This window comes from Faecalibacterium sp. I4-3-84, assembly GCF_023347255.1.
Classification (GTDB): Bacteria; Bacillota; Clostridia; order Oscillospirales; family Ruminococcaceae; genus Faecalibacterium; species Faecalibacterium taiwanense.
In genome coordinates this window covers 1230065-1252250 of record NZ_CP094466.1, presented here as the reverse complement: position 1 = coordinate 1252250, position 22186 = coordinate 1230065, and the positions used below count along the sequence as shown (strand labels likewise).

The 22186-nt window shown below is 58.0% G+C and carries 21 protein-coding genes and 1 tRNA gene; 8 read left to right on the top strand and 14 right to left on the bottom strand.

Features of this window, described 5'->3' with window-relative positions; translation table 11 throughout:
• Positions 1-85 precede the first annotated feature (85 nt).
• The 5 genes from MTP41_RS06145 to MTP41_RS06125 form a co-directional block, all read right to left on the bottom strand.
• On the bottom strand, positions 86-1375 hold the full coding sequence (locus MTP41_RS06145) for a sensor histidine kinase (protein WP_249236439.1): 1290 nt from the start codon (positions 1373-1375) through the stop codon (positions 86-88).
• Positions 1372-2106 (bottom strand): LytR/AlgR family response regulator transcription factor, encoded by a 735-nt coding sequence (locus tag MTP41_RS06140; RefSeq protein WP_249236438.1) that lies wholly within the window; start codon positions 2104-2106, stop codon positions 1372-1374. The genes MTP41_RS06145 and MTP41_RS06140 overlap by 4 nt, the downstream gene beginning before the upstream one ends.
• Positions 2107-2145: 39 nt before the next feature.
• The gene (gene nagA, locus MTP41_RS06135; RefSeq protein WP_249236437.1) at positions 2146-3282 is read right to left on the bottom strand and encodes an N-acetylglucosamine-6-phosphate deacetylase; all 1137 of its coding nucleotides are present in this window, start codon (positions 3280-3282) and stop codon (positions 2146-2148) included.
• 273 nt (positions 3283-3555) lie between these two features.
• Positions 3556-3906 (bottom strand): type II toxin-antitoxin system PemK/MazF family toxin, encoded by a 351-nt coding sequence (locus tag MTP41_RS06130; protein WP_005942608.1) that lies wholly within the window; start codon positions 3904-3906, stop codon positions 3556-3558.
• 136 nt (positions 3907-4042) lie between these two features.
• Positions 4043-4450: a holo-ACP synthase gene (locus tag MTP41_RS06125; RefSeq protein WP_249236436.1), complete on the bottom strand. Its 408-nt coding sequence runs from the start codon at positions 4448-4450 to the stop codon at positions 4043-4045.
• A gap of 161 nt (positions 4451-4611) precedes the next feature.
• Here MTP41_RS06125 and MTP41_RS06120 point away from each other — a divergent pair, with 161 nt between their 5' ends.
• Positions 4612-4857: an IreB family regulatory phosphoprotein gene (locus MTP41_RS06120; RefSeq protein WP_097774456.1), complete on the top strand. Its 246-nt coding sequence runs from the start codon at positions 4612-4614 to the stop codon at positions 4855-4857.
• Between the two features lie 228 nt (positions 4858-5085).
• On the opposite strand, the gene MTP41_RS06115 is transcribed toward MTP41_RS06120, so the two are convergent.
• Both MTP41_RS06115 and cysK read right to left on the bottom strand, forming a co-directional pair.
• Positions 5086-6036, bottom strand: a complete 951-nt coding sequence (locus MTP41_RS06115; protein ID WP_249236435.1) for a tRNA dihydrouridine synthase — start codon at positions 6034-6036, stop codon at positions 5086-5088.
• Positions 6037-6129: 93 nt separating this feature from the next.
• Complete coding sequence (cysK, locus tag MTP41_RS06110) at positions 6130-7062, bottom strand: cysteine synthase A (protein WP_249236434.1); 933 nt, start codon at positions 7060-7062, stop codon at positions 6130-6132.
• A gap of 222 nt (positions 7063-7284) precedes the next feature.
• On the opposite strand from cysK, the gene MTP41_RS06105 reads away from it, so the two are divergent.
• The 3 genes from MTP41_RS06105 to MTP41_RS06095 all read left to right on the top strand — a co-directional run bounded on the left by MTP41_RS06105 (position 7285) and on the right by MTP41_RS06095 (position 8968).
• Positions 7285-7716 carry an RrF2 family transcriptional regulator gene (locus tag MTP41_RS06105; protein WP_097777214.1) on the top strand — a complete coding sequence of 144 codons (432 nt, stop codon included), beginning with the start codon at positions 7285-7287 and terminating at the stop codon, positions 7714-7716.
• Between the two features lie 231 nt (positions 7717-7947).
• Positions 7948-8280 carry a CidA/LrgA family protein gene (locus tag MTP41_RS06100; RefSeq protein ID WP_242702883.1) on the top strand — a complete coding sequence of 111 codons (333 nt, stop codon included), beginning with the start codon at positions 7948-7950 and terminating at the stop codon, positions 8278-8280.
• On the top strand, positions 8261-8968 hold the full coding sequence (locus MTP41_RS06095; protein WP_097774460.1) for an LrgB family protein: 708 nt from the start codon (positions 8261-8263) through the stop codon (positions 8966-8968). Before MTP41_RS06100 ends, MTP41_RS06095 begins: the two co-directional genes overlap by 20 nt.
• Before the next feature lie 134 nt (positions 8969-9102).
• Here the strand turns inward: MTP41_RS06095 and MTP41_RS06090 are convergent, their stop codons facing one another.
• The 4 genes from MTP41_RS06090 to MTP41_RS06075 form a co-directional block, all read right to left on the bottom strand.
• Complete coding sequence (locus tag MTP41_RS06090) at positions 9103-9552, bottom strand: winged helix DNA-binding protein (protein WP_249236433.1); 450 nt, start codon at positions 9550-9552, stop codon at positions 9103-9105.
• Between the two features lie 12 nt (positions 9553-9564).
• A complete protein-coding gene (locus MTP41_RS06085) occupies positions 9565-10923 on the bottom strand; it encodes a citrate/2-methylcitrate synthase (protein WP_082210853.1) in 1359 nt (452 codons plus the stop codon).
• A gap of 442 nt (positions 10924-11365) precedes the next feature.
• A tRNA-Pro gene (locus MTP41_RS06080) sits at positions 11366-11438 on the bottom strand.
• Positions 11439-11524: 86 nt separating this feature from the next.
• Positions 11525-12409 (bottom strand): YitT family protein, encoded by an 885-nt coding sequence (locus MTP41_RS06075; RefSeq protein ID WP_005942639.1) that lies wholly within the window; start codon positions 12407-12409, stop codon positions 11525-11527.
• 250 nt (positions 12410-12659) lie between these two features.
• Here MTP41_RS06075 and MTP41_RS06070 point away from each other — a divergent pair, with 250 nt between their 5' ends.
• Positions 12660-14318: a glutamine--tRNA ligase/YqeY domain fusion protein gene (locus MTP41_RS06070; RefSeq protein WP_249236432.1), complete on the top strand. Its 1659-nt coding sequence runs from the start codon at positions 12660-12662 to the stop codon at positions 14316-14318.
• 37 nt (positions 14319-14355) lie between these two features.
• Complete coding sequence (locus MTP41_RS06065) at positions 14356-14742, top strand: FMN-binding protein (RefSeq protein WP_097777219.1); 387 nt, start codon at positions 14356-14358, stop codon at positions 14740-14742.
• Between the two features lie 123 nt (positions 14743-14865).
• On the opposite strand, the gene MTP41_RS06060 is transcribed toward MTP41_RS06065, so the two are convergent.
• On the bottom strand, positions 14866-16914 hold the full coding sequence (locus MTP41_RS06060) for an FAD-binding protein (RefSeq protein ID WP_249236431.1): 2049 nt from the start codon (positions 16912-16914) through the stop codon (positions 14866-14868).
• Between the two features lie 167 nt (positions 16915-17081).
• Positions 17082-17900, bottom strand: coding sequence for a MerR family transcriptional regulator (locus tag MTP41_RS06055; protein ID WP_249236430.1), 819 nt, complete (start codon positions 17898-17900; stop codon positions 17082-17084).
• A 206-nt stretch (positions 17901-18106) separates the two neighbouring features.
• Here MTP41_RS06055 and MTP41_RS06050 point away from each other — a divergent pair, with 206 nt between their 5' ends.
• Positions 18107-19558, top strand: a complete 1452-nt coding sequence (locus MTP41_RS06050; protein WP_249236429.1) for an aminoacyl-histidine dipeptidase — start codon at positions 18107-18109, stop codon at positions 19556-19558.
• A 188-nt stretch (positions 19559-19746) separates the two neighbouring features.
• Here MTP41_RS06050 and MTP41_RS06045 read toward each other — a convergent pair whose 3' ends face one another.
• A complete protein-coding gene (locus MTP41_RS06045; RefSeq protein WP_249236428.1) occupies positions 19747-20844 on the bottom strand; it encodes a dipeptide epimerase in 1098 nt (365 codons plus the stop codon).
• Positions 20845-20976: 132 nt separating this feature from the next.
• Here MTP41_RS06045 and MTP41_RS06040 point away from each other — a divergent pair, with 132 nt between their 5' ends.
• Positions 20977-22140 (top strand): DUF819 family protein, encoded by a 1164-nt coding sequence (locus MTP41_RS06040; RefSeq protein WP_249236427.1) that lies wholly within the window; start codon positions 20977-20979, stop codon positions 22138-22140.
• The last annotated feature ends 46 nt before the right edge of the window (positions 22141-22186 follow it).

Below are 22186 nucleotides of genomic sequence, written 5' to 3'. Positions count from 1 at the left end.
ACCGTCTGAGCTTACTATAGCGCAAAAGCAGTGCCGACTGGTGCAATTGGCACGAGTCGCCCATAAAATGCATTGAATCGACCTTTTACAGAGAGATGCGCAGCACAAACTGGTTCTGCTGCTGCGAAAAGCTGTACATGCCGCCATACTGCTCCACAATGGCGCAGATGCTGCGCACGCCAAGGCCGTGGCCGGGCTGGCTGGTGGTGGGGATGCCCTCGGCACGGAACTGCACCGGGAAGCTGCAGGAGTTTGCGATCTGTAAAAACAGTCTGCCGTCCTTTTGGTAGGCGGTGGTCTCCACAACAGCGGGCTTTCCGGCCTCACGCTGGCGCTGCCCGGCGTGCAGGGCATTTTCCAGCGCGTTGGAAAGCAGCACACACAGGTCGCTGTCCGGCAAAGGCAGCACCAGCGGGATGGCGGCATGCACCCGGAAGTCGATGCCGCTGTTCTGCGCGCGGGTTGCAAAGGCCGAGAGAATGAGGTTTGCGGCCTCATTTTCACAGTAGACGTTCACCTTGCTGGCTTCGATCTCTGCGCACACGCTGTGGATGTACTCCTGCGCGGCTTCGGCACGGCCATTTTCGATGCAGGCGGAAATGTACTGTAAATGATGGCGCAGGTCGTGGCGGTAGGTGCTGGCCTTGCGTTGGCTTTCCCGCAGGGCATCGATCTCGCGCACAGCCTGCGCTACCTGCAGGTTCAGGCTGTTCTGGGTCTGCTCCAGCTGGCTGCGCCGCTTCTGCTCCTGCGTGGTCTGCAGCACAAAGGCCAGATAGGCCAGACTACACACAAAGGGCATGAACTCCACTGCAGCCTGATTGCCGCTGGAGAGCAGATCGGTATAAATGCGGGTAAAGTAGTCAAAGACATAGCTCAGCAGCGGGATCACGCCGAACTGCAGCTGCAGCTTGAGCGAAGAGTGCGACAGCGCGCGCACCGAAGGCGCGATCCAGTGCACCAGTGCCAGCAGCAGCGGCAGGGTGACGACCAGCTCGGTGGCATCCTGCAGCGCGGTGCCGCCTGTCGGGAACAGCGCAATGACCAGCAGTGCGGCCCAGCGCCGCAGCTGGCAGCACAGGTAGGCTGTCAGCACGGCGATCAGTGACCAGAGCACCTTGCGGGTCATGGCGACCAGCAGTATGACCAGCGGCAGGTGGGTAATGACCGGGTAGAGATACCGGGCAAAGCTGGTGCTCCACCGCAGGCTCACAACGCCCTGCAGCGCCAGCATCAGCACGGTGCATCCCGCAAGCAGGAGCTTGCGCTGGCGGGTCCATTCCAGCTCACAGAACGCAGCGGACAGCACGATGCCGAAAATACCCACCGAGGCAAGGTTGCACAGCGAAAGCGCATCTGCAAAGGGTGTGCTCATATCATCACCTGCTTTCGGCGGAAGGCATATTCCAGATACTGCCGCCGGATCTCAGCAGACTTTCCGTGCGGAATGGGGATCTGCGCAAGGTTCGTCAGGGTAACGGCGCGGGTGGAGATGTTCTGGATATACTCCATATTTACAAGAAAAGAGCGATGCGTGCGCAGAAAGCTCTCGTGAGGGGTCAGCTGGCGGGCCAGTTCGTCCATGCTGCCGGTGCTTTCCAGCACGGTGCCGTCCGCCAGATGGAACAGCAGGGTACGGCCCAGCACTTCGCAGTAGAGCAGCTGGTCCAGATCGATGCGGGAGATGCCGGTCTTGCAGCGCAGGATCAGGCTGCGCTGGTCGGCGCGGCGGCACTCGGCGATCACCGAATCCGTCAGACGGAAAAAGCTGTCCTCCCAGATGGGCTTGATCTGGTAGAAATAGGCACCCACCACATAGGATTCCACTGCAAACTCGGCGGAAGAAGTGAGAAAGATGATCTTGACGACGTTATCGTACTGCCGGATCTCCTTGGCGGCGGTAATGCCGTTTTCGGCCGGCATGATGACATCCAGAAACAGGATATCGTACCGGGTGCCCTTTTCGATCTCGGCCAGCAGATCCAGCGGGCTGTGAAAGACTGTGCACTGGATCTGGACACAGCGCTGGGCGCGATATTTTTCCAGCAGGGCAGAGAGCTGGTCCAGAACTGTCTGGTCATCGTCGCAGAAGGCGATCTGGATCATAACGGGTTTAACACATCCTTTGTTCGCGTCAGCCAGAAATTACAGCTGGGCCTTGCCCATGCAGTAGGTCTGCAGCACATCGTAGTTGTCGTCCAGCACCACAAGGTCGGCATCCTTGCCGATCTGGATGGAACCCTTGCGGTCGTCCAGATGCAGGCAGTGTGCCGGGTTGATGGTGCAGGCGTTCAGTGCATAGTTGAAGGGCACCATGGCCTCCTCCACCAGAATGCGCAGGCCCTTGTTGATGTTCAAAGTGGAACCGGCCAGCGTGCCGTTGTCCAGATGGGCGCTGCCGTCCGGGTAGATGGTGATATGGTTGCCGCCAAAGATGTACTCGCTGCCGATGGGGGTGCCCTTGGCCATCAGTGCATCCGAGATCATGATGGCGTAATCCGGGCCTTTGCTCATGAAGTAGTTGTTCAGGGCAGCAGGGGTGGAGTGGCAGCCGTCGCAGATAATCTCGCCGTACATGGTGCGGATGCGGTAGGCTGCGCCCACCAGACCGTTGGCGCGGTGGGCGAAGGGGGACATGCCGTTGTACACGTGGGTCATGGAGCGGGCACCGTTGGCATAGGCCATCACGGCCTGCTCATAGGTGGCGGCACTATGGCCGATGCTGACCACCACGCCGTGCCCGGTCAGGTAATGGGTCAGTGCAAACCCTTCGTCGTGTTCCGGTGCAAGGGTCACATAGCGGATGTGGCCGCGTGCTGCCTGCTGGTAGTGCTTGAACTGCTCCACGCTGGGCTTTGCAATGTACTCCGGAGGCTGTGCGCCCTTGTACTTCATATCGAGGTAGGGGCCTTCAAAGTGGATGCCAAGGATCTCGGCACCTTCGTAGCTGCCCTCCATCACGTCGGCCACATTGGCCACGGCGTTGGTCAGCACCTCCACGCTCTGGGTGACGGTAGTGGCCAGAAAGCTGGTCACACCCTCAGAGACGATATGCTTTGCCCAGTAGCGCAGACCCTCCGGCTTTGCGTCGTTGGTGTCGAACTCGTAGGCACCATGGCAGTGGATATCCATAAAACCGGGCACGATGCGCTTGGAGCCATAGTCCACATCGGCCTGCTTTTCACCATAGGGGAAGATGCCGGTGATCTTGCCCTGCTCCAGTTCGACTGCGGCAGAAATGAACTGGTCGGCGATCCATACTTTTTTGCTCTGGATGATCATATAATCAGCCCTCCGATATCATCATAAAACCTGCATATGCTGTGCACGACAGCACAACCATTCTACGGAAAAGTATAGCATTTTCTGGCGGGAATAACCAGCCTTCGCGCGCCTTTTCAAAAAAATTAAGCTGGAAAATGAAAAAACGATCGCAGCTTGCACAAAGAAACAGCGTAAAATCAGAAACCCGGAGCCTTTTTGAGCCGTTTTGGCCGAGAAAAGGTTCCGGGTTTTGTGCATGATCTTTTCAGAGAGCTGTTTTGCAACAGCCCCTTAATATGAAGTAAGCCCCAGGCTTACATCCAAAGCCTGATCCACACGTTTCTGATCTTCCGGCGTGATCTGCCCGGCCCGCTCCCGCAGGCGGTGCTTATCCAGCGTGCGGATCTGCTCCAGCAGCACCACGCTGTCCTTGGCAAGGCCGGTATCCGCTGCCCGGATATTGATGTGGGTGGGCAGGCGGGCTTTGTCCAGCCGGGATGTAATGGCCGCAGCGATCACGGTAGGGCTGTGCCGGTTGCCGATCTCGTTCTGCACGATCAGTACCGGGCGCACGCCGCCCTGCTCCGACCCCACCACCGGCGAAAGATCTGCGTAAAAAACTTCTCCTCTGTGTACCTCCATGGAATCTCCCTCCCTGCATTTGGAGGATGCGCCCCGCTTATGTGATGCGTCCGGCGCATCTTCGTCTGATCTCAGTATGAGCCGGCTGCGCGCCGGTTATGCAGCGCAGGGGATATTCCATTGTATGCACAAAGGCTTACAGAGTTTCCAGTGTGCAGAAGGCCAGCGCCATGCCGCCCTCGTGGCTCAGAGAGAGCCGGGCGGTAAGGCCATGGGCCTGCATCCATTCCGCCGTCTGGCCGGAAAAATGATAGGCAGGTGCACCGCTTTCCAGCCGGACAGCCTCGATCTCACACAGGGAGAACGGCTCCCGCAGGCCGGTGCCTGCCGCCTTTAAAAAGGCTTCCTTGGCGGCAAAGTTGGCTGCGGCGCTGGCAAGCCGGTGGGCGGCGCTGCGCCCGGCGGGCAGCGGTTCGTCAAGGCTCAGCGCAGCGCGTTCGGCCTCGCCGTACACCCGGCGGATAAAGGCTGCAGCGTGTGCGCCGGTAAGGCTTTTTTCCAGATGCGCGATCTCGCACAGGTCGCAGCCGATGCCATACAGCATAAAGGCCCTCCTTCTGCCGCATTTGCGGCGGTGCAGGCCGTCAGCCTGCAAAATCAGGACCGGAAATTTTATGCAAACTGTGCAAATCCGGTCTGTTTAGCTTGAAGTTTCCTCGCAATTCGTGTACAATGAATGTAGTTCTTCCTAAGGGGGTGTATTCCGTGAGTGGCGAGACCGCTATTTTTTCGATCCACGACAAAAAGGACTATGAGATCCATGAGATCGTACAGCAGGTGTACGATGCTTTAAAGGAAAAAGGCTATAATCCGGTCAATCAGCTGGTGGGCTATATCCTGTCCGAAGACCCCACCTACATCACGACCTATAAGAATGCCCGTTCCATGATCCGCAAGGTGGATCGTGACGATCTGCTGCAGGCCATGCTGCGCAGTTATCTCAACGTGTAATACGGTCCTTTTCCGGCCCGCTGTCTTGCAAGACGGCGGGCTTTTTTGTGCGTGGGACGATCAGGAATGGCCTCCGCGCTGCTCTGGCCATGTTCGGAGGAAAAATTATTTTAAATTTCGGGGTTCAGGAAAGTCTGCGGACTTTCCTGAACCCCATTTTCACGGGTGGGGTCGCAGAGGAAAGCAGCATTTATTATGGATATGGTCAGAGCATAAGCGGGGAGCGGTTCAATCGTTTTCCACCAGCGGCAGGGTGAAGATCTGGTTCACCACCACCTCGTATTCCCACGGCTCGCGCAGCTTTTTGAGCTGCTTTTCCAGCTTTTCGGCCCCCTCAAACTTGTGAATGAGGTAGAACCAGTGTCCCTTCATGCGGCTCACCGCGCACCCGGCGCTGCCGAACAGTTCGGAGTATCCGTGGTAGAGGTCGTCAAGGTATCCGCGCAGCTCTTCCCGTGCGGCCGGTGCGCCGCCGCGTGCTTCACGGAAGAGCGCCGGGTCCGCAATGATGCCGCGCCCCACCATGATGCCGGACAGCTGCGGATACTGCGCTTCCAACGTATGCAGGTCCGCAGCGGTGGTCATATCGCCGTTGTAGCACACGGGCATCCGGCACCCGGGCAGGGAGGCAGCAAAAGCGGCACGGTCGGCCTGCCCGCGGTAGAGCTGGCGCATCACACGCGGGTGGATGGTCAGCTCACAGATGGGATACCGGTTATAGATGTCCAGAATGGCAGCAAATTCTTCCGGCTTTTCCACGCCAAGCCGGGTCTTGACCGAGATCGGCCCTTCCGCATTGGCAAATACGGCGGCAAGAAAAGCGTCCAGCTTGACGGGGTCGCGCAGCATCCCGGAACCCTTGCCTTTGGCGGTGACGGTGCCGGAAGGACAGCCGAGGTTCAGGTTCACCTCGGTGTAGCCCAGTTTGCGCAGTTCGCCGATCATCCATGCGGCAAGTTCACCGTCCTTTGCCAGCAGCTGCGGGATCACCGGTGCGCCGGGGTTTGCCGCAGGGGCAAGCTCGGCCATCTTCTTTTTAATGAGCACCCGGTTCTCCGGCGGGGAGAGGAAAGGGGCATAGTAGCGGTCGGCATTGCCAGCAGGGCCGAACCATTTCTGGTGTGCCTGCCGCCACACCCGGTCGGTCAGGCCCTCCATGGGGGCAGCATAGTAATTCATGAGCAAATCTCCAAAGTGTTTGATAGGGATATTGTAACAAAAAACTCCCGCCCTGTGAAGTCACAGAACGGGAGAAGCGAGCTTTTTGAAAGATCAGTCTGCAAACAGCGGGGTGGACAGATAGCGGTCGCCGGTATCGGGCAGCAGGACCACAATGTTCTTACCGGCATTCTCCGGGCGCTTTGCCAGCTGCAGGGCAGCATAAACAGCAGCACCGGAGGAGATACCCACCAGCACGCCTTCCTTGTGGCCAATCAGACGGCCGGTGGCAAAGGCATCGTCGTTCTCTACGGCGATGACTTCGTCATACACCTTGGTGTCCAGTACGTCCGGCACAAAGCCCGCGCCGATGCCCTGGATCTTGTGTGCGCCTGCGGTGCCCTTGCTCAGCACAGGAGAGGAAGCAGGCTCTACAGCCACCACCTTGACGTTCGGGTTCTTGCTCTTCAGGTACTGGCCCACGCCGGTCACGGTGCCGCCGGTGCCCACGCCTGCCACAAAGATATCCACCTTGCCGTCGGTGTCCTCCCAGATCTCGGGGCCGGTGGTCTCGATGTGGGCCTGAGGGTTGGCCGGGTTCACGAACTGGCCGGGGATGAAGGAATTCGGGATCTCCTTTGCCAGCTCGTCGGCCTTGGCAATGGCACCCTTCATGCCCTTGGCACCCTCGCTCAGCACCAGCTCTGCGCCGTAAGCCTTCATCAGCTGGCGGCGCTCCACGCTCATGGTCTCGGGCATCACGATGATGATGCGGTAGCCCTTGGCGGCTGCCACAGCGGCCAGACCGATGCCAGTATTGCCGGAGGTAGGCTCAATGATCACGGAACCTTCCTTCAGCAGGCCCTTTTCCTCGGCATCATCGATCATCTTTTTGGCGATGCGATCCTTGACAGAACCGGCCGGATTGAAGTATTCCAGCTTGGCAATGATGTGGGCAGGCAGCTCCTGCTCCTTTTCAATGTGGGTCAGCTCCAGCAACGGAGTATGACCGATCAGCTGATCTGCGGCAGTATAAATCTTGCTCATTGTAGTTTCCTCCCTGATACAGTTATGGGCACATGTGCCCTGCTGGACGACCTGATTCCAAAACCTTTATACCAACATTGTTTGTGGGTTTGATGGTATTATAGACCCGTTCTGTGCGGTTGTCAATGGATTTTTTGAAAAAAGTGGGATTGAAATATTATTTACCCTGTTGTATAATAGGTTAAAAACTCAATCTATAACCAACAAAGGAAGTACACTATTATGATCGTGTCCACCAAAGGGCGCTATGCACTGCGCGTGATGATCGACCTTTCCGAGCATCAGTCTGAAAAATATGTCCCTCTCAAGGAGATCGCTGCCCGGCAGGAGATCTCGGAAAAATATCTGGAAAACATCCTTAAGGTGCTGGTGCAGAACGGCTTTCTGGAGGGCTTGCGCGGCAAGGGCGGCGGCTACCGGCTCACCCGCAGCCCGGATCAGTACACCGTGGGCGAGATCCTGATGCTGACCGAGGGCAGCCTTGCGCCGGTGAGCTGCCTGACCCCCCATGCGACCCCCTGCTCCCGCATGGCAAACTGCCGCACCTACGAGATGTGGAAGGGGCTGAACGATCTGATCTCCAACTACTTCGGCAATATCACACTGGCCGATCTCGCCCGGCCTGATCAGGCCGGGAATGACTATGTAATCTGACGGTATTTCTGATAACATGAAAAAAGGCGCACCGGCTTGACCGGTGCGCCTTTTTTTGCACAGTTCTCGGCGAAATGTGCAATTTTTCTTATCCAGAATCACGGTTGATGGATTGGGACTCCTGCGGTATACTTTACCCTTGATGTGTCCATTTACGCTTTTGATCGAGGAAAGGGGAACTTTACTACGAAATATATTTTTCAGTTTGCGCGCATTCTTGCGTTTTGTTTTTTGGGCGAGATCCTTCATGTAGTGCTGCCGCTGCCGGTCCCGGCCAGCGTCTACGGTCTGGTGCTGCTGCTGGCAGCGCTGAACTTCAAGCTGGTAAAGCTGGACGATGTGAAAGAGGTGGGAACCTATCTCACAGGCATCTTCCCGCTGTTGTTCGTGCCCGCTGCCGCCGGTGTGATGGAACTGTGGGCAGAGATGGGTGAGATGCTGCTGCCCATCCTCGTTGCCATTATCCCGGTCACTGTGCTGGTGATGGTGAGTGCAGGCAAGACCACGCAGGCCCTGACCGGCCGCAAGAAAAAGGAGGCTGACAATGACGCAGCTGCTGAATGATTTTTTGTCCGGCTCCGCAGCATGGGGCGTTCTGCTTACGCTGGCCGCGTTTGCACTGGGCACCCTTATCAATAAGGTGACAGGCAAAGCCATTTTTAACCCGCTGCTGCTGGGCAGCATCTTTGTGATCATCTTTCTGTCGGTGTGCAGCATCCCGTATGCGGACTACAAGGCCAGCGCGGCACCGGTGAACTATCTGCTGCTGCCCGCCACCGTGGCACTGGCCATTCCGCTGTATGAAAAGATCGACCTGCTGAAAGAGAACGCCGCCGCTATCATTGCGGGTATCTCGGTGGGCACGCTGGTGAGCCTTGGCAGCGCACTGGCGCTGGCACTGGCGCTGGACCTGACCCGTGAGCAGTATGCCACCCTGCTGCCCAAATCCGTGACCACCGCCATCAGCATGGATGTGGCCGCTGAGCTGGGCGGCATTGCTGCCCTGACCGGTGCGATCGTCATTGTTACCGGCATCGTGGGAGCGCTGCTGGCTGAGACGGTGTGCAAGATGTTCCACATCACCGACCCCATCGCCAAGGGCGTGGGCATCGGAACTTCGGCCCATGCCGTGGGCACCAGCAAAGCTCTGCAGATGGGCGAGGTGGAAGGTGCCATGAGCGGCCTTTCCATTGCGGTGGCCGGTGTGCTGACCGCAGTGCTCTGCCCGGTGTTTGTGAACCTGATCCGGTAAAGGATTTAAAATAGCCGCTCTGGCTTTTTTCAGTAGAATTTATTTGTTGATCCGGGAACCTCAGTTTACAACAAAAAATGAGATAGGCAACCCCTTTCGGGGAAGTCTATCTCATTTTTTCGTTGAGGCTGTTTTTATACGCCGCTGTGTTCCCGTTCATCCTTCAGGATGGCCGTCACGCTCTGCATGGTGCTTACTGCACGATGCAGTTCTTCGTCGCCAAGCTCTGCACGCAGGCGGGCGTAACAGCGCTGCATGAACGCGCGCTCCTCCACCATCAGCTCCACAGCCTTGCTGGAAAGCTCCACATAGGTGCGGCCCGCTTCACGGTCGGTCTTCCATGCCACAAAGCCCTTGTCCTGCAGCTTTTCAACGGCCTTGGAAAGCTCTGTCACCTTCAGGCCCATCACGGCAGCAAGGTCAGCCAGATAAACCTTACGGTCCGGGTGCTGTTCGGCCTGCATCTTAATGTAATATAAGATCAGGTAATCCGCCCGCTGGATGGTGCTGAACACCTTGTCGATATCAAAATTGTGCAGGAAGAACCATTCTTCCGGGTGATGTTTCAGTTCCACGCTCATCATGCATCCTCCTTGTTATTCCCGCTCATTGCGGCGGATATATTCGTGGGTGCCGCCAAGGCTCTTGTAGGCCGGGCGGATGATCTTGTTTGCGCTGAGCAGCTCTTCAATGCGGTGGGCGCTCCAGCCCATCACGCGGGCCACGGCGAACAGCGGCGTGTACAGCTCCATGGGGATGCCCAGCATATCGTACACAAAGCCGCTGTAGAAGTCCACATTGGGGCTGACACCCTTGAAAATTTTGCGCTCCTCCGCGATCAGCTGCGGGGCCATGTGCTCGATCTTGTTGTAAAGGGCAAGGTCCTTGTCGCGGCCCTTCTCGTGGGCCAGCTGTTCCACATAGCCCTTGAATACCACCTCACGGGGGTCACTGAGGGAGTACACCGCGTGGCCCATGCCGTAGATCAGGCCTTTGCGGTCAAATGCTTCGCCGTGCAGCAGCTTTTTCAGGTAGGCTTCCAGCTCTTCATCGTCCTCGGTGTCGTGCAGGTTTTCGCGGATGTTCTGCATCATCTGCATCACCATCAGGTTGGCACCGCCGTGGCGCGGGCCTTTGAGGGAGCACAGGGCAGCCGCCATGGCCGAGTAGGTATCGGTGCCAGACGAAGTGACCACGCGGGTGGTAAAGGTGGAGTTGTTGCCGCCGCCGTGCTCGGCGTGCAGCAGCAATGCCACATCCAGTACGCGGGCTTCCAGCTCGGTGTACTTCATATCCGGGCGCAGCATCCGCAAAAAGTTCTCTGCGGTGGAAAGCTCCGGGTCCGGCCGGTGGATGTACATGCTGCCGTCTTTTTCGTAGTGGTTATAGGCATGGTAGCTGTACACGGCCAGCATGGGGAAGATGCCGGCCAGCTGGATGCTCTGGCGCAGCACATTGGAAATTTCCAGATCACCGGCCTTGGGGTCGTAGGATGCCAGTGTGAGCACGCTGCGGGCCATGGAGTTCATGATATCGTGGCTGGGGGCCTTCATGATCACATCACGGGTAAAGTTGGTGGGCATGGTGCGGCACTCGCCCAGCACGCGGCAGAACTCTTCCAGCTTTTCCTGTGTGGGCAGCTCACCGAACAGTAGCAGATAGCCCGCTTCCTCAAAGGCAAAGCGGCTGCCGGACGACCCGCGGATCAGGTCTTTCACGTCGTAGCCGCGGTAGAGCAGCTGACCGTCGGCAGGCTTTTTCACTCCGTCCACATACTGGAAGGCGCGGATATCGGAGATATTGGTCAGGCCTGCCAGCACGCCCTTGCCGTTTTCGTCGCGCAGGCCCGCTTTAACGCCAAACTCCTTGTACAGGTCCTTGCTGATGCGGTCATGTTCGGCGCACAGCGGCTGCTGCTGGTCGAAGTATCCCATTACGTTCTGCAGATGATCCATTGGTAGTTGCTCCTTTCCCATTGCCGTCAGCTTGCGCTCACTTGGCAGGCCATCAGGAAGCTTTCTCTGCGAACAGCCCGGAACTTCGGTCCCGCCCTATTGCCTGTGGCAGCAGGGTACCACCCCCAGGACATTCGCTGGAGAAACTTCCTGCCGTCCTGCCCCCAAAAACCGTATTGATTCGGGACGGCATTCACTTACATTCAGAATACTCTTTAAGATTACAAAAAGGATATTTCGGTGTCAAGGTACTGTTTGTAAATAAAAAAAGAACAAAATCGGAAAGCTGCCGGGTGCGCATTTGCCCTTTAGCGCAGGGGCAGTTTTTGAGACGGTAACGCACAAATAAGGCATCTTCCAGCCGGATCTCAGGGGGACTGGCAACAAATAAAGCCACGACGAAACCGCATTTGTAAACGGTTCATCGTGGCTTTTTGTCATATCGGAGTGGCGAGACTCGAACTCGCGGCCTCCTGCTCCCAAAGCAGGCGCGCTACCAACTGCGCAACACCCCGGCATCCGGCGGCACTGCTGCACCGCCGGAATATAGTATATCGTTTTTGAAGCGGTTCGTCAATAGCGGCGTGGCCCTGCCGTGCCTTTAATTAAAGGAGCGGAAGCCCTTGCCGATGATCTCGCTGGAGTTGACGATGGTGATAAAGCTCCGGGGGTCGTTCTCCCGCAGGAAGTTGCGCAGCTGCAGGGCCTGACGGCGGGTCAGCACCGTCACCAGCACGCTCAGCTCGTGGTGGGTGTAAGCGCCGTAAGCCTTTTCCACGGTAGCGGAACGGTTCATTTCCTTGATGATGAAGTCCAGAATGGGCTGCGGGTTGGACGTCACGATGGTGCACACCTTGCGCAGGCGGATGTTCTCGATGGCACCGTCCACCACAAAGCTCTTGCCGATCAGGCCAAGGATGCAGTAAAGGCCGGTGCCCATGCCGAACCGCCATGCCGCCGCCAGCACGATGAGGATATCGCTGACCATCAGGGCTTTGCCGATTTCCATAGAGGTATATTTTGCCAGAATCAGGGCCACAATATCCGTACCGCCGGTGGATGCACCGATGTCGAACACGATCGCCGCACCCAGAGCCGGCAGGAACACGGCGAACACCAGATCCAGCATGGCATCGCCGCTCATGGAAACGTTGACGGGATAGAGCCACTCGCACACCGACACAAAAAAGGACAGCGCAAAGGAAGAATAGATCGTCCAGCCCATGGTCTTGATGCCCAGAAAGACAAAGCCCAGCACCACCAGAATCAGGTTGATGATCCACATAAAGCCGCCCACGTTGATCTTAGGGAACAGGTCTGCCAGCAGAATGGACAGGCCCGAGGTGCCGCCAAATGCAAAATGATTGGGATTTTTAAAGTAAACGATGCCGACCGCCGTCAGGATCAGGCCGAGATTCAGCTCACCGAAAAAATTTAAATTCTTCAGCATATTTTTCCTGCTGAACGCTTCTTTTAAACTGTTCATGGGGTTCCTCCTATTTTAAACACGGCAAAATGCGCTGTATGCCATGCAAAAATATACTCTCCTTGCACGGCGGTGTCAAGGGATAGGGAAAAAGTTGTGGAAATCGGGCAATTCACAGCAAAATTCCACGCAAAAATGCGCATTTGCCCCAGAAGTTCCGGCTTTCATCTTGAAGGTGCAGTAAAAATAGTGTATTATATAGTATTATGGAATATATAGGCACTTTGTGCCTTTGACAGGGGGAAAACACATGGCAGATAAAAACTTTCTGACCGACATCATCGACGCTGATCTGGCCGAGGGCAAGATCAGCGAGATCCATACCCGCTTCCCGCCCGAGCCCAACGGCTACCTGCACATCGGCAGTGCCAAGGCCATCTACATCAACTGGTCCATTGCAAACCAGTACGGCGGTAAGTTCAACCTGCGTCTGGACGACACCAACCCTGCCCGCGAGGGTGAGGAGTACGTGAACAGCATCATCGAGGATCTGCACTGGCTGGGTGCCGACCCCAACGGCGGCATCTTCTACGGCAGCGACTACTTTGACAAGTGCTACGAGTATGCCGAAAAGCTCATCATGGAGGGCAAGGCCTACGTGGACGACCTGACCCGCGACGAAATGCGCGAGTACCGCGGTGCCGATGCCGGCAAGCCTTCCCGTCCCTCTCCGTGGCGCGACCGCACCCCGGAAGAGAATCTTGACCTGTTCCGCCGGATGCGTGCCGGTGAGTTCCAGGAGGGCGAAAAGACCCTGCGTGCCAAGATCGATCTGGCCAGCCCCAACATGAACATGCGTGACCCGGCTATCTACCGCATCAAGTACGCCGAGCATCACCGTCAGGGCAGCAAGTGGTGCATCTACCCGATGTACGACTTCGCACACCCCATTCAGGATGCCATTGAGGGCATTACCCACAGTATGTGCAGTCTGGAGTTCGAGAACCACCGCCCGCTGTACAACTGGGTCATCGAGAACATTTTCGGCACTGCCTTCCCCAAGCAGCGCGAGTTTGCACGCCTGAACATGACCAATACCGTCATGAGCAAGCGCTACCTGCGTGAGCTGGTGGAAATGGGCATCGTGGACGGCTGGGACGACCCCCGTATGCCCACCCTGTGCGGTCTGCGCCGCCGCGGCTACACCCCCACCTCCATCTTCACCTTTGTGCGCGAGGCCGGCATTTCTAAATCCGACAACCTGATCGACATGCGCCAGCTGGAAGCCTGTATCCGCAGCGAGCTGGACCTGACCGCTCAGCGCCGCATCGCCGTGCTGGACCCCGTGAAGCTGGTCGTGGATAACTACCCGGAGGACAAGACCGAGTACTTTGATGTAGCCAACAACCCCAACCGCGAAGCCAACGATACCACCACCCGCAAGGTGGCCTTTACCAAAGAGCTGTGGATCGAGAATGAGGACTTTGCCGAGGTGCCGCCTCCCAAGTTCAAGCGCCTGACCATTGGCGGTGAGGTGCGTCTGATGGGCGCTTACATCGTCAAGTGCACCGGCGTGGAGAAGAATGCCGACGGCAGCATTGCCGCCATCCACTGCACCGCCGACCTTGAGACGGGCAACGGCAATCCCGCCGACGGCCGCAAGGTCAAGGGCACCATCCATTGGGTGAGTGCCGCCCATGCCGTGGATGCCGAGGTGCGTCTGTACGACAAGCTGTTTACCGAGGCCAACATGAACGCCATCCCCGAGGGCAGCGATTACAAGGACTACCTGAACCCGGAAAGCGTTGTTGTGTGCAAGGGCTGCAAGCTGGAAGAAAGCCTGAAGGATGCAAAGCCCGGTGAGAAATTCCAGTTCGTGCGCACCGGCTTCTTTACCCCGGACTCCAAGAACCCCGGCGTTTACAACCGCGTCGTCACCCTGCGCGACAGTTTCAAACCCGCAAAATAAAAAATATATCACGTCAAAAGGGAGCATTTGATCTTTTATGAAGAAACTCACCCGGAATGTTATCATCATGGCTGTTGTCACTGTCATTATGGCAGTTGTGCTCGGCCTGTACATCAAGAGCACCGGCACTGTGCCCGCTGCCGACAACGCCGCCAGCCTGACGGATGGCATCTATACGTCCAGCGCTCAGGGCTGCCTGAGTGATGTGACTGTCACCGTCACCGTCACCGGTGGCCGGGTGACCGGTGTGGAGATCGATGCTTCCGGCGAGACTCCCGAACTGGGCGGCACCGCTGCTGAAACTCTGGCAGACCAGCTGACCAAGGCCGGTTCCACCAGCGGTGTGGACGCTGTTGCCGGTGCTACCATGACCAGCGATGCGGTGTTCACCGCTATGGACGACTGCCTGAGCCAGGCACAGTAAGCCGTCCCGGTATCATCTGTAAAAAACGAAGGCTCTGCGGCAAAATGCTGCAGAGCCTTTTTTGTATGCAAAGAACCCCCTCCGGGTTGACCCGGAGGGGGTTCGTGTTGCTTTCAGGAGGTCTTACTTGCCCATGGCGTGCTTTGCTGCCAGCATACCGAAGGTGTAGCAGCGGCCCAGAGACAGGCCGGTCTGGTGGAACGGATAGTCCGCGCCGCCGTAGAACACGCCGCCCACGTTGCCGACGCAGTACAGGCCGTCGATGACGTTGCCGTCAGCATCCAGAGCCTGACCGTTGGCGTTGGTGTTCACGCCGCTGTCGATGGAGGACACGCGGATGTGCTTGCGGATGCCCCAGAAGGGAGCGGTGACGATCTTGTGCATGTAAGTGCTCTTCTTACCGAAGTCCACGTCAGCGCCCTTGTCGCACAGCTCGTTGTAGCGGTCGATGGTCTTCTGCAGCTCGTCTGCAGGTACGCCCAGCAGACCGGCCAGCTCTTCGATGGTGTCGGCCTTGTAGGTATCGATGAGGTTGGTGAACACGCCCTGCGGGTTCTCCACGGCACCGGGGATGTACTTGGTCATCACCTGCTCGGGGATGGGGCTGTTGGCGTAGCTCATGTAGTCGTTATCGTAGATCTGGCAGTACCAGCCCAGAGAACCGTCCGGATGGTTTGCATCCACGTTGTTGCCGTTGAACTTGGGCACATACTTGGTGATGTTGCCCATGTAGACAAAGCCGGTGTCCTCGTTGCAGAAGCGCTTGCCCTCCATGTTGACGTACAGGAACGGTTCCTCGTACATCAGGCCGGAGTCGAAGTCGTGCATCATCTTGGTGTGGCCCAGATTTTCCATCTTTGCACCTGCATCGATGGCCATGATGTGGCCGTCGCCGGTCTTCTGGTACTGCTTCTTGTCGAAGCCGTCCACATCGGGGCACCAGCGCTTGACCATGGCCTCGTTGTTCATGTAGTCGCCGGTGGCCAGAATGACACCCTTGGAAGCGTTGAACTGGATGTACTTGCCGTTTTCGTCCTTTGCGATGACGCCGGTCACCTTGCCGTTCTCATGCACCAGCTTGACGGCGGGGGTGTTGAAGAAGGTCTCCAGATTGGAGTTCTTGGCCTGCACGTTCTCCAGCACAGTGGCCAGCACGTCGCCCACGTTCTTGGGCTTGGGGCCGATCCACGGAGCAAAGAAGTAGCAGTGCTCATCGCCGAAGTCGTAGGTGTCCATGCGGTCCTTCCACACGCCGGTCAGATCCTGGCTGGTGCACATGTAGGCGAAGATCTCCTTCTCGTCGTTGTGCAGCAGGTCGGAGGGGTTCTTGTTGCTATCCACGAGGCTGCCGTCGCCGTACTCGGTCTGGTCGGTCAGGCCTGCGCGGTTCAGATACCACATCAGAGCTTCTTCGGAGTTCTCGACGTAGGCGTTCAGCAGGCTGGTATCGGCACGCCAGTCGCACAGGCCGTTGGTCATGTGCACCCACATCTTCTTGCCCGCGTCGGTGGACTTGGACTTGATGATGGCAGAGCCGCAGTTGCCCTGGCTGACCACGATGCTCTGCTTCTGCAGCAGGGCCACATGGCCGCCCAGCTCGGCAGCCCAGCCTGCGGCGGGCACACCGGCAGCACCGGCACCCACGACGACCACGTCAAAGTCCTTGGTCTCGTCGGGGGTGATGTCGCCCAGCTCGCACACAGAGGACTCCACTTCCTCCACGCTCAGGCTGTCGGGGACAACGGTCTCGGCCTTGTTGGCCTCGGTGGGGGCAACGGCCACGCCCTTGGCCTGATTGATGCAGCTCTCGGCAGCCTTCCGGATGGCATCGGAGGTGATGGTTGCGCCGGAGTGGCCGTCCACCTCGCTGGACTGTGCGTCCAGGATCTTCTTGACCATCTCATCGGCGATGTCGGCACCGTAGCCCTTGGTCTCGTTTGCAACGTCGATCTGCACATCGGTGATGGCATCAGCGCTGAAGGTCATGGTCACGGTGACGGGGGTGGCGGTGTTGATGCCGGTAGCGGTGGCGCTGTAGGTGCCTGCAGTGTAGGTGCCTGCGGCGGTGCTGCTGGAAGCGCCGCTGTTGCCGCAGCCTGCCAGCAGACCGGCAGCTGCTGCGCCCAGCGTAGCGGTGCGCAGGAAGTTGCGGCGAGAGATCTTTTCGCTCATAGTGTGTTCTCCTCTTTCTTCTCAATCGTGTACTCTGTCAGAGCAGCAAAGCCGGAAGTCCGACTTTGTTACTCACTAAACAAAGTTTACACGTTAGAGCAGCGCGAAGGTCAAGGGTCATTTTGACAAAAATATCACGAGTTTTTGTAGGAGGTGACAAAACCCTCTCATGTATAGATCTTCGTCCGGGTATGATGGTAGTTCACAACGCTGCCGTCTGGCTGCTGGCGGCTGGCCACGATGCTGCTGAAGGTCTCGCCCACCGCCCGGAAGTCCCGCCGCACGATCTCATCGTGCAGGGTTTCCAGTGAGTCCCACCCGAAGGAGCCGCGGTAATCCTTTTTCCAGATGGTGACAAGATAATCGCCGCCGCACACCACCTCCACATGCCGGGTGCGCTGCAGGCCCAGCCTGCGGGCAGCGTCGGCCTCCATCATCAGGCCGTAATCGTACTCGTTGCGCCCCACCCGGAACTGTTCCATCACCCGCCGGGGCAGGCGGCTGACCCAGCGGGCAGCCGGCATACACTCCAGCCACTCCGCCTTTTCCTGCTGCAGTTCCCGGTCGCGGCTGGCTTCCTCTTCCTGCGAGAAGGTCAGCCGCCACATCTCCGGAAAGTTTTGCACCCAGACCCGCCCGACATCCTGCTCCAGCGTGCGGTACTGCTCCTGTATCTTTTCCAAAAAGTGGATGGACAGCTCATCCAGCACCTGCCTGCGCCGCAGCCGGGCGGCCTGCCGGGCAAACATCTTGTCGCTCTGCTCCACCGACGGGCTGCCGATCAGCTCCCGGCACTCTTCCAGCGAGAGTTCCGCCGCGCGCAGCTCCCGGCAGAGGTTGAACCGGCGGGTGTCGGTGACAGTATAGTAGCGGTAGCCGGTCTCCTCGTTCACCTCGGGGCGGATGAGACCCATTTTTTCGTAGTACCGCAGGGTATGGGTGGTCACACCCAGCAGCGAAGCCATTTCACTGATGGTATAGCGCATGGCGAAGTTCTCCTTTCCGGGCGGCAGAACCTTAGAGCCACTCGAATGTTATTTTTGTAACTATTCCTATTATACGACCCGGCCCGCCGTCTGCAAGCACCGGCAGAAAAAATATTTTGCCGGATACAACACATTGTATCCGGCTGCAGAATCTGTTAGAATATGGACAGAAGCATTTCACCTTATAAATAAAGGAGCGAGAGTATATGAGTGCACTGACCGGACTGGAACCGGCTTCGGTTTTTTATTACTTTGAGGAGATCTGCGGCATTCCGCACACCTCCCACCACGAAAAGGCACTGAGCGACTACTGCGTGCAGTTCGCCAAGGCCCACGGCCTTGCCTGCCGTCAGGACGAGATGGGCAACCTGCTCATCAAGGCACCGGCCACACCCGGATACGAGAAGGAGCCGGGCCTGATCCTGCAGGGACATCTGGACATGGTGGGCGACAAGACCGCCGACTGCCCGCTGGATCTTGAGAAGGATGCCATCCACCCGGTCGTAGACGGCGGCTATGTGTGCGCCGAGGGCACGACCCTTGGCGGCGACGACGGCATTGCCGTGGCCTATGCGCTGGCTGTTCTGGACTCAAAGGACATTCCCCACCCTGCGCTGGAGGTCGTGCTGACCGTCTGCGAGGAGGTGGGCCTGCTGGGTGCATCTGCCATGGATTTTTCCGACCTTGAGGGCCGGATGCTGGTGAACATCGACTCCGAGGAAGAGGGGGTGCTGACCGCAGGCTGTGCAGGCGGACGCCGCGTTGAATGCCATCTGCCCATTGCCCGTGTTCCTGTGACCGGCACCGCCGTAAAGGCGGATGTGATCGGCCTTGTGGGCGGACATTCCGGCACCGAGATCCACAAGGGCCGTGCCAACGCCATTGCCCTGCTGGGCCGCTGGCTGACCCTGCTGACCGAAAATGGCGTGGACTACGCCGCTCTGACACTGTCCGGCGGCGCAAAGGAGAATGTCATTCCCAAAGAAAGCAGCATCACGCTGGTGCTGCCCGCAGGCATCACCGAGGGCGTGCACACTGCTGCCGCTCAGTTCGCTGCACAGGTGCAGGCCGAATACGGCATGGCAGACCCCGCCATCCGCCTGCAGCTCACCGAACAGGGCTGCGGCGCGTTCAGCGCATTGGATGCTGATTCCACCCAGCGCCTGCGCAAGGCCCTGCTGCTGATGCCATGGGGCGTGCAGGCCATGAGCATGGATGTGCCGGGCCTTGTGGAGACCTCGCTGAATCTGGGCGTTGCCGAGATGGACGAGCAGGAAGCCATTCTGCGCTTTTCCATCCGCAGCTCGGTGCCTTCGGCCAAGGAGCTGCTGAGCTGCAAGGTACAGACCCTGACCGAGCTGCTGGGCGGCAGCGTGCGGTTCCATGGCGACTACCCTGCATGGACCTACGCACGTGAGAGCGCCCTGCGGGACCGCTGCGTAGCCGTGTACGAAGCACAGTACGGCAAAAAGCCTCAGATCGCAGCCCTGCACGCAGGTCTGGAGTGCGGCATCCTCTCCGGCAAGATCGAAGGGCTGGACTGCATCTCCTTTGGCCCGAACCTGCTGCACGTCCACACCCCCAACGAGCGCGCCGACATTGCATCGGTGGCCCGTGTGTGGGAATACCTGAAGGCTATTCTGGCTTACAAAGCATAACGGCCCCAAACACAAAACGGCACCTGCGGAACTGGCAGGTGCCGTTTTTGTATAACTCCCTCAGGCACGGCTCACGCCGCACCAGCTCCCTCAATGAGGGAGCCTCCGGCGAAAAGATAAAGCTTTCCGCTTTGCCAAGGCCTCCCTCCTTGAGGAAGGTGGCATTGCGAAGTAATGACGGAAGGAGTTTAGTCCAAATACTTGATCTTGCCCGGCTCAATGCCCTTGATGCCAAGGCCCGGCTCGTTGGAAACAGTGATGTCTTTTTCGTTGAACACTGCACCGCCGAGGATGGGGTCCTCACTGCACAGCACGGGGCCGTCCAGATCCACGCGGGTGATGATCTGCTTTGCGCAGGCCAGATGCACGGCGGCATTCACGCTGATCTTGGCTTCCAGCATACAGCCGATCATGCACTCCACGCCGTACACCTCGGCGGCAGATGCGATCTTGAGGGCGTTGTACAGGCCGCCGCACTTCATCAGCTTGATGTTCACGAGGTCTGCGGCTCCCATCTGCATGATGGTCAGTGCGTCCTGCGGGGAGAACACGCTCTCGTCGGCCAGCACCGGCACATAGGAGCGTTCGGTAACGTACTTCAGGCCTTCAAAATCGTGGGCCTTGACCGGCTGCTCCACGAATTCGATATCAAGGCCCTTCTCCTGCATTCCGTTCAGGATGCGCACGGCTTCCTTGGGGGTCCAGCCCTGATTTGCGTCGATGCGGATGCAGGTCTCCTTGGGCACAGCACCGCGGATGGCGCTCAGGCGTGCAATATCCTTTTCCGGCTCCTTGCCCACCTTGACCTTCAGGCAGTTGTAGCCGCGGTCGATGGCGTTCAGGGCATCGCGCACCATCTCTTCGGGGTCGTTGACGCTGATGGTGATGTCGGTGACGATGGACTTCTTTGCGCCGCCCATCAGCTTGTACACAGGGATTTTGTACAGCTGGCCGTACAGATCCCACAGGGCCATATCCACAGCAGCCTTGGCGCTGGTGTTCTTCTGGATGCAGGCATTCAGTGCGATCATCAGGTCTTCAAAGTCGTCCACATCGCGGCCGATGATGGTCTTTGCGATATGGTCGCGGATGGCACCGATGATGGCACCGGTGGTGTCGCCGGTGATCACACCGGTGGGAGGTGCCTCACCATAACCCACAGCGCCGGTGTCGGTGTGGATCTCTACGATCACATCTTCCACACTGCTGACCGAACGCAGAGCCGTCTTAAAAGGCACGCGCAGCGGCACGGAGATCAGACCGAGACGTACTTCCGTGATTTTCATGCAAAACCTACCCCTTTCGATAAAAAATGTTGCCAGATTATGAAATCTATGGTAGTATTGTATACGAAGTTGTCGATATTGTAAAGACAATTGTCCGCAAAAAATTGCACAAAAAGAAAGGGGATTGGGTTCATGATCACAAACGGTTTCACCTACATCGCCGTGCTGGTGTTCATTGCCGCACTGCTGGTGTGGCTGCAACGCTACACGAAGTCGAAATTCTTCGACTATGCACCACCTATCGTTCTGCTGTACCTCATTACCATGATTCTCTGCACGCTGGGTGCATGGGACATGGAGGCCACCAAGCCTGCCTACTCCGTGCTGAAAAACAACCTGCTGTATGCAATGATCTTCCTGATGCTGCTGCGCTGCGACATCCGCAAGATCATCAAGCTGGGTCCCAAGATGCTGGGCGGCTTCTTTGCCGCTTCCGTCTCCATCTCGGTGGCCTTCATTGCAACCTTCGCCATCATGAAGGGACCCCTTGGCTCCGAAGCATGGAAGGCACTGGGCGCTCTGTGCGGCAGCTGGATGGGCGGCTCCGGCAACATGATCGCCGTGCAGGCTGCGCTGGACATCGGCGAAGCTGACATGGCCTACGCACTGGTGGTGGACTCCATCGACTACTCCATCTGGGTCATGTTCCTGCTGTGGGCCATCAACCTTGCTCCCAAGTTCAACAAGTGGGTCAAGGCCGACACCACCACGCTGGATGAAGTATCCCGCCGTCTGGAAGAGGACGCAAAGTCCAACGAGGACAAGGCTACCTTTGTCAACCTGATCTTCCTGCTGGGTCTGGCTCTGGTAATCTCCGCCTTCGGTCAGGATATCGGCGCAGCCCTGAACAGCGCAATGCCCTTCCTGGACAAGGCCACCTGGACCGTCCTGCTCATCACGTTGTCCGGCCTGATCGGCGCTGTCACCCCCGTGGGCCGCATGGCAGGCAGTACCGAGCTGTCCAACCTGCTGCTGTACTCCGTGGTGGCATTGCTTGCCTCCCGCGCAAGCTTCCTGGAGCTGACCGATGCACCCGCATGGATCCTGGCAGGCTTTATGATCCTGGCCATCCACGGCATCATTCTGGTGCTGCTGGCAAAGATCTTCCATCTGGATATGTTCACCTGCGGTGTTGCATCTCTGGCAAACATCGGCGGTTCCGCATCCGCTCCCATTCTGGCTGGTGCCTACAGCGGCGCTCTGGTGCCTGTTGGCGTTCTGATGGCTCTGATGGGCTACGTCATTGGCACGGCAGGCGGCCTGATTACCGCAAATATCATGTCTCTGCTGGCATAACAAATACTGCAAAAAAGGGGTTGTTGCATGTGCAACAGCCCCTTTT

Coding starts and splice junctions, on each gene's coding strand:
- MTP41_RS06145 (WP_249236439.1), bottom strand. CDS start 1,375: ATGAGCACACCCTTTGCAGATGCGCTTTCGCTGTGCAACCTTGCCTCG.
- MTP41_RS06040 (WP_249236427.1), top strand. CDS start 20,977: ATGATCACAAACGGTTTCACCTACATCGCCGTGCTGGTGTTCATTGCC.
- MTP41_RS06060 (WP_249236431.1), bottom strand. CDS start 16,914: ATGAGCGAAAAGATCTCTCGCCGCAACTTCCTGCGCACCGCTACGCTG.
- MTP41_RS06065 (WP_097777219.1), top strand. CDS start 14,356: ATGAAGAAACTCACCCGGAATGTTATCATCATGGCTGTTGTCACTGTC.
- MTP41_RS06070 (WP_249236432.1), top strand. CDS start 12,660: ATGGCAGATAAAAACTTTCTGACCGACATCATCGACGCTGATCTGGCC.
- MTP41_RS06115 (WP_249236435.1), bottom strand. CDS start 6,036: ATGAATTACTATGCTGCCCCCATGGAGGGCCTGACCGACCGGGTGTGG.
- MTP41_RS06055 (WP_249236430.1), bottom strand. CDS start 17,900: ATGCGCTATACCATCAGTGAAATGGCTTCGCTGCTGGGTGTGACCACC.
- MTP41_RS06050 (WP_249236429.1), top strand. CDS start 18,107: ATGAGTGCACTGACCGGACTGGAACCGGCTTCGGTTTTTTATTACTTT.
- MTP41_RS06045 (WP_249236428.1), bottom strand. CDS start 20,844: ATGAAAATCACGGAAGTACGTCTCGGTCTGATCTCCGTGCCGCTGCGC.
- MTP41_RS06075 (WP_005942639.1), bottom strand. CDS start 12,409: ATGAACAGTTTAAAAGAAGCGTTCAGCAGGAAAAATATGCTGAAGAAT.
- MTP41_RS06090 (WP_249236433.1), bottom strand. CDS start 9,552: ATGATGAGCGTGGAACTGAAACATCACCCGGAAGAATGGTTCTTCCTG.
- cysK (WP_249236434.1), bottom strand. CDS start 7,062: ATGAGCAAGATTTATACTGCCGCAGATCAGCTGATCGGTCATACTCCG.
- nagA (WP_249236437.1), bottom strand. CDS start 3,282: ATGATCATCCAGAGCAAAAAAGTATGGATCGCCGACCAGTTCATTTCT.
- MTP41_RS06085 (WP_082210853.1), bottom strand. CDS start 10,923: ATGGATCATCTGCAGAACGTAATGGGATACTTCGACCAGCAGCAGCCG.
- MTP41_RS06140 (WP_249236438.1), bottom strand. CDS start 2,106: ATGATCCAGATCGCCTTCTGCGACGATGACCAGACAGTTCTGGACCAG.
- MTP41_RS06130 (WP_005942608.1), bottom strand. CDS start 3,906: ATGGAGGTACACAGAGGAGAAGTTTTTTACGCAGATCTTTCGCCGGTG.
- MTP41_RS06095 (WP_097774460.1), top strand. CDS start 8,261: ATGACGCAGCTGCTGAATGATTTTTTGTCCGGCTCCGCAGCATGGGGC.
- MTP41_RS06105 (WP_097777214.1), top strand. CDS start 7,285: ATGATCGTGTCCACCAAAGGGCGCTATGCACTGCGCGTGATGATCGAC.
- MTP41_RS06125 (WP_249236436.1), bottom strand. CDS start 4,450: ATGCTGTATGGCATCGGCTGCGACCTGTGCGAGATCGCGCATCTGGAA.